The sequence below is a fragment of the Rhodoblastus sp. genome (genome assembly GCF_052145335.1).
GTDB lineage: Bacteria > Pseudomonadota > Alphaproteobacteria > Rhizobiales > Beijerinckiaceae > Rhodoblastus.
The window spans coordinates 43753-59333 of the sequence record NZ_JBKQOU010000202.1; the positions used below are offsets into that span (position 1 = coordinate 43753).

A 15581-nucleotide genomic window follows, 5' to 3' on the forward strand; every position below is an offset into this window, starting at 1 on the left:
AGGGCGGCGTCGGGCACAATCTGCCGCAGGAGGCGCAGACCTTCGTCGAAGCCATCGTCGATGTCGCCCAAAGTTGATCGAGGACCGGCGGCGCGTCTTAAGCGCCAGCCACTACTTTTTGAGTTCTATTCGGGAAAGGACAAGCGATGAGCATCATCACGACCAGAGACGGCGCACGAATTTACTACAAGGATTGGGGCAGCGGACAACCCGTCGTGTTCAGCCACGGCTGGCCGTTGTCATCGGACGCCTTCGAGGACCAGATGTTCTTCCTGGCGTCGCACGGCTATCGCGTGATCGCGCATGATCGCCGCGGCCACGGGCGGTCCAGCCAGCCGTGGAATGGCAACGACATGGACACCTATGCCGACGACCTCGCAGAACTCGTCGAGAAGCTCGACCTGCAAAGCGCTGTTCATGTCGGGCACTCGACCGGCGGCGGCGAGGTCGCACGCTATATCGGGCGCCACGGCTCCAAGCGGGTCGCCGAGGTCGTGCTCATCAGCGCGGTCCCGCCCGTCATGGTCAAGAGCGCGACCAACCCGCAGGGGACGCCGATCGAAGCATTCGATCAGATCCGCGCCGCCGTGCTGGCCGACCGTTCACAATTCTGGAAGGACCTCAGCATGGCCTTCTACGGCTATAATCGGCCGGGCGCGAAAATTTCCGAGGGCGTGCGCGAGTCATTCTGGCTGCAGGGCATGATGGCGGGCATGCCGGCGTCCTATTTTTGCGTCAAGGCGTTCTCGGAAACCGACATGACCGAGGATTTGAAAAAGATCGATGTGCCCACCCTGATCCTGCATGGCGACGACGATCAGATCGTGCCGATCGCGGCCGCCGCTCTGCAATCGTCCAAGCTCGTCAAGAACGCCGAGCTGAAAATCTATCCGGGCGCGCCGCACGGCATGTGCACGACGGAAAAGGACAAGGTCAACGCCGACCTGCTCGCGTTCGTCGCGCGTGCGGCGAAAGAGCACGCGGCGTGAGTAAATTCCGAAGCTGGCCTTTCGCGGCGCGACGGAGTTTGATCCGGGACGCTGCGCTCGCCGGGGACGACGCCGTGATCGCGCCGTCCCTTTGTTTTGTCCATTTCGAGGAGTTGTTTTGACGCAGATGGAGGACGCGCCGCAAACGGTTCCCGTTCATATCGACGAGACGATTTCGTCGATCGCCAAGCTTCGCGCCGAGCATCGGGAAAACGCCACTCCGCTGCAACGCTTCGTCGACCGCATGATGAAACTGCTCGGGCGGCCTCAATTCATTGGCTGTGATCAGCGTGGTCATCGTCGCCTGGATTGGCCTCAATGTGCTCTTCGCATCGCTTGGCCATCACATGATCGATTCGTCCCCCTTTCCGTGGATAGGCGAAGCGATCTCGCTGACTTCCTTGTACAGGGTCGTGCTGGTCCTGATTTCACAGAAACGTGAAGACCAGCTCGCGCATCATCGGGAAATGCTCATTCTGGAACTGGCGATTCTCAGCGATATTCACGACCGTCTCGACCCGGAAGCCGAAACCATGGGTCAAGCCGCCGACACGCAATCCGTGCTGAACGCCGTCACGAAAAAACCGGCCTCGAGGCCGCAGAATTGAGTTTGGGGATGGAACGAGCGACGACTTTTTTCAGTTCTGAAAGCGTTTCGCCCCCGACCAAGACGTCCCTCCCGCACCGGGCGGAACGATTGTCGAAAGGAAACAAAATGTTGAAGAAATTTTTAGCCGCGACCATCCTGACTTCCGCGCTGGCCCTGGCGCCATTCGCCGCCTTGGCCGAACCCGCTCCGGCTGCGCCCGCGGCCGAACCCATGAAGATGGAACATCACCATCATCATCATCATCACCACCACCATCATCATCACCATCACCACCATGACGACCAAATGTGACGACTGACGCTCTTTCAAGGCGGGCGACGGGCGCATGCCCGCCGTTCGCCCTCGATCCGACTGAACCGCCGCCGACGCTCTCGTCGCCTAAAGCCTGCGCTCAAGGCCGCCGGCTGTGACGTAACCATCGGCGAAAACTGTGTTGGGTAAATTCCGAAGCTGTTTCGCGAACATGCCGCCTGTTATTGTCATTATCGTCTTGCAGCGCGTATACTGGATCGACGGCCGACCAGCTTGAACGTATCCTTTCGAACGCGACGGAACTTTTCCGTTTTCGGCGATGTTGTTGCGCTTGCGCTAAGCAACATTGACGAAAAAGCCGCGGCCAAGCGGAGGGAGAGAGATCCGTGTTTCTCTTCGCCGCTCGAGTCTTGAACGCGGCGCGTCGATTGACGCCGAAACGTCCAACTCTGGAGAGCGGCATGAATATGCAGAGCACAAGGAACGGCCCCAGCGCCATGATCGGCACAATGCCCAAACCGCTGGCGTCTATCGGACCGGGGCAGATGCTTCCGTTAATCAAGGATCTGGAACAATATTGCGTCTTTCTAGACTTCGACGGCACGCTGGTCGAGATCGAGGATCGCCCTGACGATGTGCGCATCGACCGCCCGATGCTGCAATTGATCGAACGATTGCGCGACAAGGTCGGGCGGGCTCTGGCGCTCGTGTCGGGCCGGGACATACACGTCATCGACCGCATGCTTTATCCGCTCGTGCTTCCCGTCGCCGGAGTCCATGGCCTGCAGCGCCGCGACGCTTCCGGCCGCCTGCATAGCCCCATCATCGACCAGAGCGTTGTCGAAGCCATCGAAGCCCGGGTGGAGGCCGAATTTCAATCGGAACCGGGCGTCGTGATCGAGAGGAAAACCGGCGCCGTTGCGATCCACTTCCGGTTGCGCCCCGATTTCGAAAAAAAATGCCAGGCGCTGGCCCGCAAGATCCTTCGCGAACGACCGGACCTGCACATGATCCAGGGGAAAATGGTTTGCGAGATCAGGCTGCAGGGCAATGACAAGGGCGCCGTTATCGCCACATTCCTCGAAGAACGTCCGTTCAAGGGGCGGATTCCCATTTTCGTCGGCGACGATGCGACAGATGAACCCGGATTCGTCATCGTGAACGCCTGCGGCGGCCTGTCGATCAAGATCGGCGAAGGTCCCACCGCGGCAAGATACCGCGCCGCAAACATCCAGGAATTGTACAATTGGCTCGACGCGCTGGCGCCAGGAGCCGGACTTCCTTCGCGCCCAAAAGCGGCCGACATGCAATGAACGACCTTGAACTCGGCGTCATCGGCAATTGCGCGGTCGCCGCGTTGATCGACCGCGACGCGAGGGTGCTCTGGTATTGTCTGCCGCGCTTCGACGGCGATCCGGTCTTCCATGCCCTGCTGGGGGCGCCGAAAGACGCCCCGGACGATGGCGTGTTCGCGATCGAACTTGAGGATCACGTTCACAGTTGGCAAAGCTATGTCGAAAATACCGCCGTGCTGCAGACCGAACTGCACGGCAAACAGGGTTCGCTCCGCATCACGGATTTCGCGCCGCGATTATTTTGGCGAGAACGGCTGTTCTATCCGCAGGCCATTGTGCGCAGGCTCACGCCGATCTCCGGCAGCCCGCGAATAAGAATTCGACTTCGCCCGCGTTTCGACTACGGCGCCAGCGCGCCGATCCGCACCTATGGCTCGCATCACATTCGCTATGTCGGCCCGAGCGCCACGATCCGCCTGACAACCAACGCGCCGATCGACTTCATACGCGACGAGACCTTCTTCAACTTGCGCGCGCCGATCGACCTCATTCTCGGCCCCGACGAAACGCTGCAGGAGGGAGTCGTCGAGACCGCCGGAAGGTTGGAGGAACGCACGACGGATTACTGGCGTAACTGGACGCATCGACTGGCGATCCCGTTTGAATTTCAGGATGCGGTGATCCGCGCGGCGGTAACCCTCAAGCTTTGCACTTATGAGCCGACCGGGGCCATTGTCGCCGCTCTGACCACGAGCATTCCCGAAGGCCCCGGGACACAACGAAACTGGGACTACCGCTTCTGCTGGCTGCGAGACTCCTATTTTGTCGTGCGCGCTCTCAACCGCCTCTCCGCCGTGCGAAAAATGGAAAATTACTTTCGCTGGCTGATGAACGTCGTCGCCTCACTGCACGAAACCGACATCCAGCCGGTCTATGGGATCGGCCTCGAAAGCGCCCTGGTGGAGCGGACCGTTCCCGGTCTGCCCGGCTATCGCGGCATTGGGCCGGTGCGCGTCGGCAACCAGGCCTACGAACATTCGCAACATGACAATTGCGGCAACGTGATTCTCGGCGTCGCCCAGATGTTCGTCGACCGGCGCCTGCTGTCGCCGCCGGGTCACGAGGATTTTCTGCGCCTGGAGGAATTGGGCCGCAAGGCGCTGCAGCTCTATGACAAGCCGGACGCCGGAATGTGGGAATACCGCACCCGCGCCAGCATCCACACCACGTCCAGCCTGATGTGCTGGGCGGCCGCCGACCGCTTGGCGCGGATCGCGGGACACATCGGCGAGACGCAACGCGCCGGCGAATGGCGCTCCCACGCCGACCGCATGAAACAAGTCATTCTCGAACGCTCGTGGTCGCACAAGCGGCAGTCCTTCGTCGAATCCTTCGACGGCGAATTTCTGGACGCCGGCGTGCTGTTGATGACCGAAGTCGGCTTCATCGATCCGCATGATCCGCGCATGGCGGCGACCGTGAAACAATTGGAAAAGGTTCTTGGGCGCGGTCCGCACATGATGCGTTATGAAGCGGCCGACGATTTCGGCATGCCCGGAACCGCTTTCAACACCTGCTCATTCTGGCGGATCGACGCCTTGGCGCGCATGGGCCGCGTCGAGGAGGCCCGTGAATATTTCGAAGAAATGCTCAAGCTTCGCAACCGGCTTGGCCTCATGTCCGAGGACGTCGACCCCAAGACCGGCGAAATGTGGGGCAATTATCCGCAAACCTATTCGCTGGTCGGGATCGTCAATTGCGCCATGCGCCTGACGCGTTCCTGGGAGTCGGTCACATGACCCGGCTGGTCGTGGTCTCCAATCGCGTCGCCGATCCCGGCGCGGGGCAAGCGTCCGGCGGCCTGGCGGTATGCCTTCTCGACGCAATGCGCGACCGCGGCGGAATGTGGTTCGGCTGGAATGGCCAGCTTGTCGCCGACGAGAACGAGATCGCCGCCTCCTGCTCCAGGTACGGCCGCTGCACGCTGATGACCATCCCGCTCACCGAACGCGACCATCGCGAGTTCTACCTCGGCTTTTCAAATCAGGTCTTGTGGCCGATCCACCATTATCGCCTCGATCTCGCGCATTTCACGCTCGAGGCCGCCGAAGGATACCGAAGAGTCAACGCTCGGTTCGCCGACGTCCTGGCGCCCCATCTGCACCGCAGCGACCTCATCTGGGTGCATGACTATCAGCTGATCCCGCTGGGCGCTGAACTGCGTTCGCGGGGGGTGGGAAATGAAATCGGTTTTTTCTTCCATATCCCATTCCCGCCGCCCGAGGTTCTCACCGCAGTGCCGGAATACGAGTGGTTGGTGAGCTCTCTGCTCGAATATGATCTGGTCGGTTTCCAGACCGCCGCCGATCACGCCAATTTTTGCCGCTTTGTCTGCGAGTTTCTGGACGGCCAGAAAGTTTCCCCCGACACGTTGCGAGTCTCCGGAAAATATTTGAAGTCGGGCGTCTTCCCGGTCGGCATCGACGTCGAATCTTTCGTCGCCATGGCTCAGGATCCGGCGGCGATCAAGAGAATCCAGCGCCGGGAGCGCAACGACAAGCGGCGAATATACGCGATCGGCGTCGATCGCCTCGATTACAGCAAGGGGCTGCCGGAAAAGTTTCGCGCCTTCAGGCGGCTGCTCGACTCCTATCCCGACAACAGCAAGCCTGTGACCCTGATTCAGGTCGCTTCGCCAACCCGCGACGACCTGAAGGCCTATATCGATATCCGCCACGAACTCGAGGCGCTGTCTGGTAAAATCAACGGCAGGTTCGGCGACTTCGACTGGACGCCCTTGCGCTACATTCACCGTTCGGTCGCGCGCGAAACCCTCGCCGTTCACTACCGCGCCAGCCGGATCGGGCTCGTCACGCCCTTGCGCGATGGCATGAATCTCGTGGCGAAGGAATATATCGCCGCGCAGGACGTCGCCGATCCTGGCGTCTTGATCCTGTCGCGTTTCGCCGGCGCCGCCGAGGATCTCCAGGAGGCGCTGATCGTCAATCCCTATGACATCGACGAAGTTGCGCACGCCATGCGCCGGGCGATCGAGATGCCAAAGGAAGAGCGCATCGAACGTCACCGCATGCTCATGAAACGAATTCGCCAGCGCGACGCATGCAACTGGATGCGCAGTTTTTTGCGCGCGTTGCGTTCTTGCCGCGGCCATCTGCGCGGCAAGCTTGTCTTGACGACGCCTCTGGCGATAGCGAACGCCCCGGCAAAACGCGTTACCGGATGAAAGTTTTCTGGCCCGAAGGTTTTGCCTAGGTAGTTTCCGAAGCTGTTGCTGGATCGGTATCGGAGCGGAAATGGGCGCGACTTCACCGCCTTCTGGCAATCATCCGGGAAACGACCATGACGCTCTCCATCGCGCATCTCCAGCCGATCATCGCATTGATCGCCGGCGTTCTCATCCTGATCACGCCCAGGCTGCTCAATTATATCGTCGCGTTCTACCTGATCGTGACCGGAATTGTCGGCCTCGGTTTGGTTCATTAAAGGGCATGCGAGCCTTCCCGAAGGGTGGAACATTTGCCGATCCGAAAGCATTGGAACGCCGATAAAGTCGGCCCAGGACCAGCACACAGGAGCCCACGATGACAGAGCAGCATCCCATACATGCCCTCGAAGGAAATCTTGAGAGCGCCCGTCTTGCAGCCATCGAGGCGCTGGCGGCGAAGGAGGTTGCGATTTCTCCCGACGCATTGCGAGATCTTGCGACGATCCAGGCGGCTTTAACTGCCGTCAGAGAAGAAATTGAAGCGCGCGGCGAAAAACTTGGGTGGGGGAGTCGGGATACGTTGGAGTAAGCCAATCCCTATCGGCAATCCAATTTCCGGGCGAAAGCGGCGACAATCGCTTCGGCGGCCTGGACGAAGCGGCTGCCTGGGCCTCTGGCCAATATGTCCGCATCAGGCTGCATTTGCGCGATGATCCCGATGCGCTGATGGTTCCTCAGGCGGCCCTGGGGTCGAGCCAGCTCGGCAAATTTCTGTATGTCGTCGGCAAGGACAATGTGGTTGAGCAGCGCATTGTCTCGCTCGGCGCGACGCATGACGGCATGGTGGCGATCAGGACTGGCGTGGCCGAGGGCGATCAGGTCATCGACGGCAATCTGTAAAAGATCGGCCCCGGCATGCCGGTCAAACCGCATCCGCATTCCTGAAAAACTTCATGCGCAGCTCGCGACGCAGACCTCGCCGCACACCGCCGACCACGCATCACACTTATTTTGGGGATCAACGAACATGGAGCCTGCGCATATGATCGAAAGTCCTGAATATGTCCCGCCGAAAGTCTGGGTGTGGGACAAGGAAAACGGCGGACGCTTCGCCAAGATCAATCGGCCTGTCGCCGGGCCGACACATGACAAGGTTTTGCCGGTTGGCCGCCATCCGCTGCAACTTTACTCGATGGCGACCCCCAATGGCGTCAAGGTGGCGGTGATGCTGGAGGAATTGCTCGCCGCCGGCTGCAAGGGCGCCGAATATGACGCCTGGCCGATCGACATCGGCGCCGGCAATCAGTTCGGCAGCGGTTTTGTCGCGATCAACCCCAATTCCAAAATCCCGGCTTTGCTGGACCGCAGCGGTCCGACCCCGATCCGGATTTTCGAGTCCGGCGCGATTCTGTTGCATCTGGCGGAAAAATTCCGCGCTTTCCTGCCCCGAGATCCGGCCAAACGCGCGGAAACCTTGTCCTGGTTGTTCTGGCAGATGGGCGCCGCGCCCTATCTCGGCGGCGGCTTCGGCCATTTCTACGCCTATGCGCCGTTGAAGATCGAATATGCCATCGACCGCTTCGCCATGGAGGCCAAGCGCCAGTTGGACGTGCTCGACCGGCGGCTTGCCCAGAGCCAGTACCTGGCGGGCGACGACTACACCATCGCCGAGATGGCGGTGTTTCCCTGGTACGGCGGCCTTGCCAAGGGACTGCTTTATGGGGCGAGCGAATTCCTGCAAGTGCAGGACTACAAGCACGTACAGCGCTGGGCCGACCTCTTGCTCGCACGCCCGGCGACGCAACGCGGACGGATGGTCAATCGCTGCTGGGGCGAACCTTCGCAGCAATTGCGCGAGCGTCATGACGCCTCGGATTTCGATCTGAGAACACAGGACAAGCTCGACGCGGAACGCCCGGCGTGAAGGAGGTCTGGATCTTCGGCGCCTTGGGCCGCTTTGGTCGCGAAATCAACAGGAGTTTTTTCATCGTCGCCCCCAAGGCTTACTCAGGCCGGAGCGCCCTAAGCACGCTGATTTTCAAGGACCGGCGTCAGATTCCCGGCGCGGACGAGGTCGGCCAGCCTTTGCTCATCATCTCCATGGCAGAAAAGGGTATCGAAGTTGGCCGCCTCGCCAAACTCCTTGATAGGGCCCGCCCATATGGCTTGGCCTTTTTCGACCGCCACAACTCGGCCAGGCATGCCGTAGTTAGAGGCTTTGATTTGGATCTGCCGCACCATCTGCCTCCTATGGGTCGAGCCAACTCGGCGATGACGGCGAGACCATAGCACTGCGACGCAATCTCATTATGACGGATTTTTTGAGTCGGCGTCGGCGCGTCGCCGCCTATGTCGCCCTCAGGAAAAACTGAGAATACCTATCTTATTGAAATCGCCATATAAAAATTTGATGCAGCAGACCGGAGACGACGCTTCGAAAATTGGAAACGTCTTCGCGCCACCTTCACGTTCGCCAGTCATGAGCGAAAAGGCTTGCAGTGGACATCGGTCTCCAAAAAAATTATGAGGGAGAACCGCCTTGAACACATGAGCGTCATGACACTAACGCCGCATTTGCGTCGGCTTGAAGCCGAGTCCATTTATATCCTGCGTGAGGTCGTCGCCGAATTCAGCAATCCCGTGATGCTTTATTCGATCGGGAAGGATTCGAGCGTGATGCTGCATCTCGCGCTCAAGGCCTTTTATCCGGCAAAACCGGCGTTTCCGCTGCTTCACGTCGACACGGGCTGGAAATTCCGGGAAATGATCGACTTCCGCGACGAAACGGCGGCGCGCGTCGGTATGGATCTGCTCGTTCATGTCAACCAGATCGGTCTTGGGCAGGGCGTTTCGCCGGTCGCGTCGGGCCCATCCATCCATACGCAGGTGATGAAGACCGAAGGGCTGAGGCAGGCGCTCGACAAGTGGAAGTTCGACGCGGCCTTCGGCGGCGCCCGACGCGACGAGGAGAAAAGCCGCGCCAAGGAACGGGTCTTTTCGCATCGTACCGCCGCCCACGGCTGGGACCCGCGCAACCAGCGCCCTGAACTTTGGAAAATCTTCAATACTCGTATCGCTCCAGGTGAATCCATGCGCGTCTTCCCCCTCTCCAATTGGACGGAGCTTGACGTCTGGGAATACATCGCCGCGGAAAAAATTCCGGTCGTGCCGCTCTATTTCGCCAAGGAGAGGCCGGTGGTGCGCCGCAACGGCGCGCTGATCATGCGCGATGACGACAGGCTTTCTCTCGGCGCGGGCGAGAGAGTGGAAATGCGCCGCGTCCGCTTCCGAACGCTCGGCTGTTATCCGCTGACCGGCGCAATCGACTCGGACGCCGCAACGCTCGACGAGATCATCGCAGAAATGCGCGCCTCGACAACGTCGGAGCGACAGGGCCGTCTCATCGATTTCGACGAATCCAGCTCGATGGAAAGGAAGAAGCGCGAGGGCTATTTCTGATGAACGCAGAAAGGGTCACGACTTTTCCAGCCGGCGATGCAGGCGAAGCGGCCCGCCCGAGCTTGCGCTTTCTCACCTGCGGTTCGGTGGACGACGGCAAGTCGACTCTGATCGGCAGGCTCCTTTATGAAGGCGATCTGATCCTTGACGACCACCTGGAGGAATTACAGCGCGATTCCCGTAAATATGGCTCGGTCGGCGAAGAGATCGATCTCGCGCTTCTAGTGGATGGACTCGAAGCCGAGCGTGAGCAGGGCATCACTATCGATGTCGCCTACCGCTATTTCGCCACAAAAAAGCGCTCGTTCATCGTCGCCGACTGCCCCGGCCACGAACAATATACCCGCAATATGGCGAGCGGCGCCTCCAACGCCGATCTGGCGATCCTCCTCGTTGATGCGCGCAAGGGAATTTTGACGCAAACGCGTCGCCACGCCACGATCGTTTCGTTGCTCGGCATCCGTCACATCGTGCTGGCGGTGAACAAGATGGATCTGGTCGAATACGATCACGCGATTTTCCAGCGGATCCTCGAAGATTTTTCCCATTTCGCCACATCGTTGAATTTCAGCACCGTGACGCCGATCCCGATATCGGCGCGGCAGGGCGACACGATTTCCAAGCCGTCCGCGAATATGCCCTGGTATGAAGGGCAGACCCTGATTTCCTATCTCGAAACAGTCGATGTCGAGGACGCTCTCGCCGAGCGCCCGATGCGGTTCCCTGTGCAATGGGTCAATCGACCGCATCAGGATTTTCGCGGCTTTGCCGGCACGATCGCTTCCGGCTGCCTGAAAAAGGACGAGGAAGTGGTCGTCGCCGCATCGGGGCAAAAGACGCGAATCGCGCGAATTGTCACCATGGACGGCGATCTCGACGTCGCGCAGGCGCCCGATTCCGTCACGCTGGTTTTCGCCGACGAAATCGACGCCTCGCGCGGCGATGTCCTGTGTCACCCACGGCAGCGACCCGACGTCGTCGACCAGTTCGCAGCGCATATCATCTGGATGAGCAGCGACAAGCTGCTGCCTGGTCGGTCCTATTTGATGAAAATCGACGGACGCACGATTCCCGCGACTGTCACCGAGATCAAGCACAGGCTCGACTTCGACGCGCAGACGAAACTGGCGGCCAAGACACTCGCGATGAACGAGATCGGCCTCTGCAATCTCGCCGTGGCCCTGCCGGTGGCGATCGATCCCTACGCGCAAAACCGCACCACTGGCGCCTTCATCCTGATCGATCGTTTTAGCAACGCCGTCGCCGCAGCGGGAATGATCGATTTTGCGTTGCGCCGCGCCACCAACGTGCATCTGCAGGAACTCGCCGTCGACAAGACAACGCGGGCGCGGATCAAGCATCAAACGCCGACGATCCTGTGGTTCACAGGGCTGTCGGGTTCGGGCAAATCGACCATCGCCAATATTGTCGAGGCAAAGCTCATTGAGCGTCACGCCCATACGATCCTGCTTGACGGCGACAATATACGTCACGGCCTCAACAAGGATCTCGGCTTTACCGACGTCGACCGTGTCGAAAATATCAGGCGCGTGGGCGAAGTCGCCAAGCTCATGGTCGACGCCGGACTGATCGTCCTGTGCTCGTTCATCTCGCCCTTCGCGGCGGAGCGTCGTCTCGTGCGCGAGTTGGTCGCGGAGGGAGAGTTCATTGAAATCTTCCTCGACACGCCAATCGACGTCTGTATCCAGCGCGATCCGAAGGGCCTTTATAAACGGGCTTTGGCTGGGCAGATCAAGAATTTCACCGGCATCGACCAAGCCTATGAAAAACCGGAAAACCCCGAGATCGTCATAGGACCCGATTGTGGGCCCCCGGAAGATGCGGCGGCGCTTATCCTGCGCCACCTCGAATCAAATGCTGTATTTGGCGCGATTTCTCGCTGACGAATGAAAAGAATGACCCCTGGATTTTCGCCATCGCTTCGGTTCAGCGCGGTCGTCATCTTGGCGTCGAAGACGGACGGCCATTCTCCGAAGGCGATCGAGGTGCGCTCATAGAGCCGGCGGCGGATCAAATGGAACAGCAACTGGCGCGTTCCCCAGCCGGACCGCCGTTGAGCGCCTCAATCTCGTCGATCCTGTTGACTGAATGGATCAAGCGCCCAAGCTGCGCAGAGACCCTTCTCCATCCAGCAAAGGCTCCCAAAGGCCCAAGATTCGACTTATTTTTCCCGCAGGCAGACATTGGTCATCGGTAAGGCAGGAACCAACCGGACGAAATTCGCTTCCGGCTCCGGCGAATCATCCACCATTTCCACTGGACTGCGCGGCGTCGTTCGCTCAACCTTCTCCAAGTTGATTCTCCTCCTAGTTTAACACTATGCATTGAGAAAGCGATGATGTCCGACCTAAACACTGAAAATGGAGTGCGCGTGATTGCCTCCAAGAGCCTGGGGCCAGCGGGCTCGGCTCCTCGGACGTCTGTAACTGACACGCCGAAAAGAGCGCAGAATTACCGACTTCAATATTTGAGGGCGATCGCCGCCAGCAGCGTGGCGCTTTACCATACGTCGATTTATCTGGACATCATTCGTCACGAGCCGGCCGAATACAAGATCTTTTACGGATGGTTTGGCCTGTTCGGCGTGCAATTGTTTTTCGCCATATCGGGACTGCTTATGGCGCGCCTCGCAGGCGGCCTGGGCCCTGGGCGGTTTCTCGCCCATCGCATCGTTCGTATTTATCCGATCTACTGGCTGACCGCTCTTGTCGCGTTTCTGGCTTTCAAGGCGACTGGCCTTCCCCAGGCGCTCTCGATCAATCCATGGACGCTGGCTCTCGCGCCGGGATTTGCAGAAGGTTACACTCTTGGGGTCGAATGGACTCTGCCATTCGAGATCAGCTTCTATATATTGATCACAATCATTATTCTTGTACACTTGCAGCGGTGGATCCCGTTGATTGCCGCGATCTGGCTCGGTCTGATCTTCGGCTCGATTCTATTGAATCTCAGCGCGCCGCCGACCAATTTTCCCATGCTGCCGGGACTGCTCCTGACCTCTAAATGCGCTCCATTCGCTGCCGGCCTTCTGGCGCCCACCGCCATCAAGCATAATTTGATCCCGCGCGGCGCGGGCTGGGTCGGAGTGGGCCTCACCATCGCTGTGAATTTCACGCCTTATCCGGCGTTGCAGACCTTCCTGCTGGCTTTTGGCTGCTTGTTGCTTGTCGCGAGCGCCAGCCGTCCACGAAATCAGTCCGAACCAAAACCCATTGGCTGGCTCGCCTCGCTTGGCGACTGGAGCTATGCGCTCTATTTGTGCCATGTCCCGATTATCGCGATCCTGTTTAATTTGGCGCCGGCTGGCGTCAATGCCCATGTTCTATGGGCGACAACACTCGCTCTGATCTTTCTCTTCACGTCGCTGTGGGGCCGGGTAGACGTCCTGTTGCACAGGAAGCTGAAACGCGCCGTTGATCAGGCGCCGCCCGCGCTCTCAAATGGCCTCTGCGTTGCGCTCCTGCTGACGCTGGTAACCGCCTTGGTTGAGGTAACCAAAACACGGTCGGAAACCATGGTTGCGCAACGCTTCTACGCGGAACGCGCCATGCGCGCGAATGCTCTTGGGCAAAGCATCGGCTCCGGCCTTGCTCAAGCCGGAACTGACGCAAAGGACGTACAGCAGCTGGCCGCCGCATTCGAGGCAAGAAGCTGGAGTTTAAGCCCGCAAATCGCGGGGAGTCTCGATGGGCTTGCGCGCGAAGGCGATTCATGGGTGGCGAACGGGTGGGCATTGGACAAAAACGCCCCGGTCCAGGAAAGCGCCGTATTGTTCTTTCACGGGCAGCGTTTTCTAGGCTCCGTGCTTCCCATTCTTCCTCGCCCGGACGTTCGCGCAGCCTACCATCTAGACGGCAGTTTCGGATATAGCAGCACTATCAGCGCGTCTGGCGAATGCAAGGACAAGATATTGACGCTCGTCGTCGTCGACTACAATAATATGAGTTTTAATATTATTAATCAGTCTTTTGCTGGCATGGCGGCAGGTTCCGTCTGTCGATGATTGATATTTCAGCACTGTTACAGGCATTGGGACAATGCTGCGCAATTCCGACCAGCTTCGCCGGCACACCGGCGGTGCGCCAAGGCCCATCATGCACAAACATTCAATTCGGACCACCCAATGGGGCCGGCCTCGCTCTAGGTCATCGACTCATTAGACTAATCGCAGCACAGGCACGGGCGATGAAAACAAGTGGCCCGGTTCATATTGGAATGCATGGCCGGCTTCATCGGTATCCGAAGTTTACCAATTGGAGTGGGGCGCGCGAAGCGTGGCGAACCCGTAAGCCTCGGCCGTCGTGACAAAAGGAACAATGCGCTCGATCGCATGCAACAGGCTGCCATCGTAGGGCAAGGGCTCTTCAGGGTAATCACCCCAATTTAGCCCCAACTCGAACAGCCGGCGCAGGGCGAATGGGCGGAACCAGAACATCGTCCCGAGCGGAAAGTCGAAGAAATCCGGGAGCTTGAGGGAAAGTCCCATCCGCTCGGCAAGCGTTTCCGCCTTCTTTCGATTGGCGTCCCACCCGACAAGATGCGGATCCTCGGCGAAAACGAGCCCAAGCTTCGGGTCGGAAGCGAAGGCTCTGACTGCAATATCGAGCATGGGATGTTTGTCGCCGATCAAATTGTCCCATAAGAACTTGCGCCAAGCGTCGCCCACCGCGGAATCCGTCGACGCGCATTTCTTACCGTGAACATGTCCCCAGAGGTCATAGGCTCCATGAGTGATTTCTTCGCGGAAACCGGTCAGCATGGGACCGATGTCGCGACCAAGGTTGGGCATGACGCGGACCGTCACAAGGCCGCTGTGTTCGGCCAGGTCTCGCCGTAACATCTCCGCCTTGGCTTCCGTATCCGTCGAAACGAACAAATCGCAAGTCGTTCGATTGACCTTGAGCCTCTCCAGGAGTTCGGGAGCCAGGTCGGGATAGTAGAAATGCGCATGGAGGGCGATACGAAGCGCCTTTTGCGAACCGGTCGGGAGATTATTCGGCGAAAAGACGGGATGCGACCATGGTCCTTCCGGCCGGCCACGGCGCAGCCAATGGGCGGTGGGATTCTCGCCGCCTTGCCCGCATTCCTGACTATGCGCGACAGCATAAGCCTGAGGATGAAAGCCTGGGACCGCGCGGCGGAGATAGATATTCGCCACTTGATCCCGGCTCGTGCCGACAACTGTCGATTGCAAGAGCACAATTTGCTCGAGAGAAGCCGATTTGGGCAGGCTCGATTGCGGCGGCAAGGCCAGTTCGGGTTCAATCGCGCCGGAAAAACGCAATGTCTCCAAATCGACGCTCGACAGCGCCGCCGCGCTTTCGCAACCCCAGGCGTCAATTTGCGCCGCGTAATTTTCCGCATCGTAGGCGCTGCGGCCAACCCGTTCAACGGCGCGCCCGATGGACTTGCGCAGTTCCGTATCCTTCGCCAAACGGCAGATCTCCCGAGCGGCGGCCTCCACGTCAAGGTGCGGCACGACCAGCGACCGCGTTTCCGGATCGGTGACGAGGACTTCACCCGTGCCGCAGGCGCCCGCGAAACAAACGGTCGGCAGCCCAGTCGTCACCGCATCTATGCCGACATTCGGTTGCGGGTCGAGCCGCGACGACATCAGGAACACATCTGCAGCCCGATAGGCGGGTTCAATATCGGCAACGGGCTCCAGGAAAACCACCGCGTCCTGCAGGTCCGACCTGTTGATCTGTTCGCGAAGGTAGGTCGAATAG

16 protein-coding genes and 1 pseudogene are annotated in these 15581 nt (G+C 59.5%); 14 read left to right on the plus strand and 3 right to left on the minus strand.

The features are described from left to right. Nucleotides 1-146: 146 nt before the first annotated feature. The 13 genes from ACLP2E_RS12905 (at nt 147) to cysN (ending at nt 11735) form a co-directional block, all read left to right on the plus strand. Nucleotides 147-989, plus strand: a complete 843-nt coding sequence (locus ACLP2E_RS12905; protein ID WP_442463214.1) for an alpha/beta fold hydrolase — start codon at nt 147-149, stop codon at nt 987-989. A gap of 281 nt (nt 990-1270) precedes the next feature. Next, nucleotides 1271-1597, plus strand: a complete 327-nt coding sequence (locus tag ACLP2E_RS12910; protein ID WP_442466174.1) for a DUF1003 domain-containing protein — start codon at nt 1271-1273, stop codon at nt 1595-1597. A gap of 107 nt (nt 1598-1704) precedes the next feature. After that, complete coding sequence (locus ACLP2E_RS12915; protein ID WP_442466166.1) at nt 1705-1890, plus strand: hypothetical protein; 186 nt, start codon at nt 1705-1707, stop codon at nt 1888-1890. A 422-nt stretch (nt 1891-2312) separates the two neighbouring features. Continuing rightward, nucleotides 2313-3164 (plus strand): trehalose-phosphatase, encoded by an 852-nt coding sequence (gene otsB, locus ACLP2E_RS12920; RefSeq protein ID WP_442463210.1) that lies wholly within the window; start codon nt 2313-2315, stop codon nt 3162-3164. Further along, a complete protein-coding gene (locus ACLP2E_RS12925) occupies nt 3161-4945 on the plus strand; it encodes a glycoside hydrolase family 15 protein (RefSeq protein ID WP_442466167.1) in 1785 nt (594 codons plus the stop codon). Before otsB ends, ACLP2E_RS12925 begins: the two co-directional genes overlap by 4 nt. Further along, a complete protein-coding gene (locus tag ACLP2E_RS12930) occupies nt 4942-6390 on the plus strand; it encodes an alpha,alpha-trehalose-phosphate synthase (UDP-forming) (protein ID WP_442463208.1) in 1449 nt (482 codons plus the stop codon). The genes ACLP2E_RS12925 and ACLP2E_RS12930 overlap by 4 nt, the downstream gene beginning before the upstream one ends. A gap of 116 nt (nt 6391-6506) precedes the next feature. Next, on the plus strand, nt 6507-6650 hold the full coding sequence (locus ACLP2E_RS12935) for a DUF3096 domain-containing protein (protein ID WP_442463207.1): 144 nt from the start codon (nt 6507-6509) through the stop codon (nt 6648-6650). Nucleotides 6651-6748: 98 nt separating this feature from the next. Beyond that, nucleotides 6749-6961, plus strand: a complete 213-nt coding sequence (locus tag ACLP2E_RS12940) for a hypothetical protein (RefSeq protein ID WP_442466168.1) — start codon at nt 6749-6751, stop codon at nt 6959-6961. Beyond that, a complete protein-coding gene (locus ACLP2E_RS12945) occupies nt 6934-7272 on the plus strand; it encodes a hypothetical protein (RefSeq protein WP_442466169.1) in 339 nt (112 codons plus the stop codon). The genes ACLP2E_RS12940 and ACLP2E_RS12945 overlap by 28 nt, the downstream gene beginning before the upstream one ends. A gap of 142 nt (nt 7273-7414) precedes the next feature. Further along, nucleotides 7415-8296 (plus strand): glutathione-dependent disulfide-bond oxidoreductase, encoded by an 882-nt coding sequence (gene yghU, locus ACLP2E_RS12950; protein ID WP_442466170.1) that lies wholly within the window; start codon nt 7415-7417, stop codon nt 8294-8296. Further along, nucleotides 8293-8661 (plus strand): hypothetical protein, encoded by a 369-nt coding sequence (locus ACLP2E_RS12955; RefSeq protein ID WP_442463204.1) that lies wholly within the window; start codon nt 8293-8295, stop codon nt 8659-8661. The genes yghU and ACLP2E_RS12955 overlap by 4 nt, the downstream gene beginning before the upstream one ends. 267 nt (nt 8662-8928) lie before the next feature. Then, on the plus strand, nt 8929-9831 hold the full coding sequence (gene cysD, locus ACLP2E_RS12960) for a sulfate adenylyltransferase subunit CysD (protein ID WP_442463238.1): 903 nt from the start codon (nt 8929-8931) through the stop codon (nt 9829-9831). Continuing rightward, nucleotides 9831-11735 carry a sulfate adenylyltransferase subunit CysN gene (cysN, locus tag ACLP2E_RS12965; protein ID WP_442463203.1) on the plus strand — a complete coding sequence of 635 codons (1905 nt, stop codon included), beginning with the start codon at nt 9831-9833 and terminating at the stop codon, nt 11733-11735. Before cysD ends, cysN begins: the two co-directional genes overlap by 1 nt. Before the next feature lie 44 nt (nt 11736-11779). On the opposite strand, the pseudogene ACLP2E_RS12970 reads toward cysN, so the two are convergent. Beyond that, nucleotides 11780-11881: pseudogene (locus ACLP2E_RS12970) on the minus strand (IS21-like element helper ATPase IstB); the annotation flags it as partial. Between the two features lie 132 nt (nt 11882-12013). Next, nucleotides 12014-12145, minus strand: a complete 132-nt coding sequence (locus ACLP2E_RS12975) for a hypothetical protein (protein WP_442466171.1) — start codon at nt 12143-12145, stop codon at nt 12014-12016. Between the two features lie 45 nt (nt 12146-12190). On the opposite strand from ACLP2E_RS12975, the gene ACLP2E_RS12980 reads away from it, so the two are divergent. Beyond that, nucleotides 12191-13855 (plus strand): acyltransferase family protein, encoded by a 1665-nt coding sequence (locus ACLP2E_RS12980; RefSeq protein WP_442466172.1) that lies wholly within the window; start codon nt 12191-12193, stop codon nt 13853-13855. Nucleotides 13856-14098: 243 nt separating this feature from the next. Here the strand turns inward: ACLP2E_RS12980 and ACLP2E_RS12985 are convergent. Then, on the minus strand, nt 14099-15581 hold a 1483-nt coding region (locus tag ACLP2E_RS12985; RefSeq protein WP_442466173.1), incomplete at its 5' end, for a rhamnan synthesis F family protein.

Excerpts from the sequence above, each read along its gene's own strand:
- ACLP2E_RS12905 (WP_442463214.1), top strand. The coding sequence starts at position 147 with ATGAGCATCATCACGACCAGAGACGGCGCACGAATTTACTACAAGGAT.
- ACLP2E_RS12915 (WP_442466166.1), top strand. The coding sequence starts at position 1,705 with ATGTTGAAGAAATTTTTAGCCGCGACCATCCTGACTTCCGCGCTGGCC.
- otsB (WP_442463210.1), top strand. The coding sequence starts at position 2,313 with ATGAATATGCAGAGCACAAGGAACGGCCCCAGCGCCATGATCGGCACA.
- ACLP2E_RS12925 (WP_442466167.1), top strand. The coding sequence starts at position 3,161 with ATGAACGACCTTGAACTCGGCGTCATCGGCAATTGCGCGGTCGCCGCG.
- ACLP2E_RS12930 (WP_442463208.1), top strand. The coding sequence starts at position 4,942 with ATGACCCGGCTGGTCGTGGTCTCCAATCGCGTCGCCGATCCCGGCGCG.
- ACLP2E_RS12935 (WP_442463207.1), top strand. The coding sequence starts at position 6,507 with ATGACGCTCTCCATCGCGCATCTCCAGCCGATCATCGCATTGATCGCC.
- ACLP2E_RS12940 (WP_442466168.1), top strand. The coding sequence starts at position 6,749 with ATGACAGAGCAGCATCCCATACATGCCCTCGAAGGAAATCTTGAGAGC.
- yghU (WP_442466170.1), top strand. The coding sequence starts at position 7,415 with ATGATCGAAAGTCCTGAATATGTCCCGCCGAAAGTCTGGGTGTGGGAC.
- cysD (WP_442463238.1), top strand. The coding sequence starts at position 8,929 with ATGACACTAACGCCGCATTTGCGTCGGCTTGAAGCCGAGTCCATTTAT.
- cysN (WP_442463203.1), top strand. The coding sequence starts at position 9,831 with ATGAACGCAGAAAGGGTCACGACTTTTCCAGCCGGCGATGCAGGCGAA.
- ACLP2E_RS12980 (WP_442466172.1), top strand. The coding sequence starts at position 12,191 with ATGTCCGACCTAAACACTGAAAATGGAGTGCGCGTGATTGCCTCCAAG.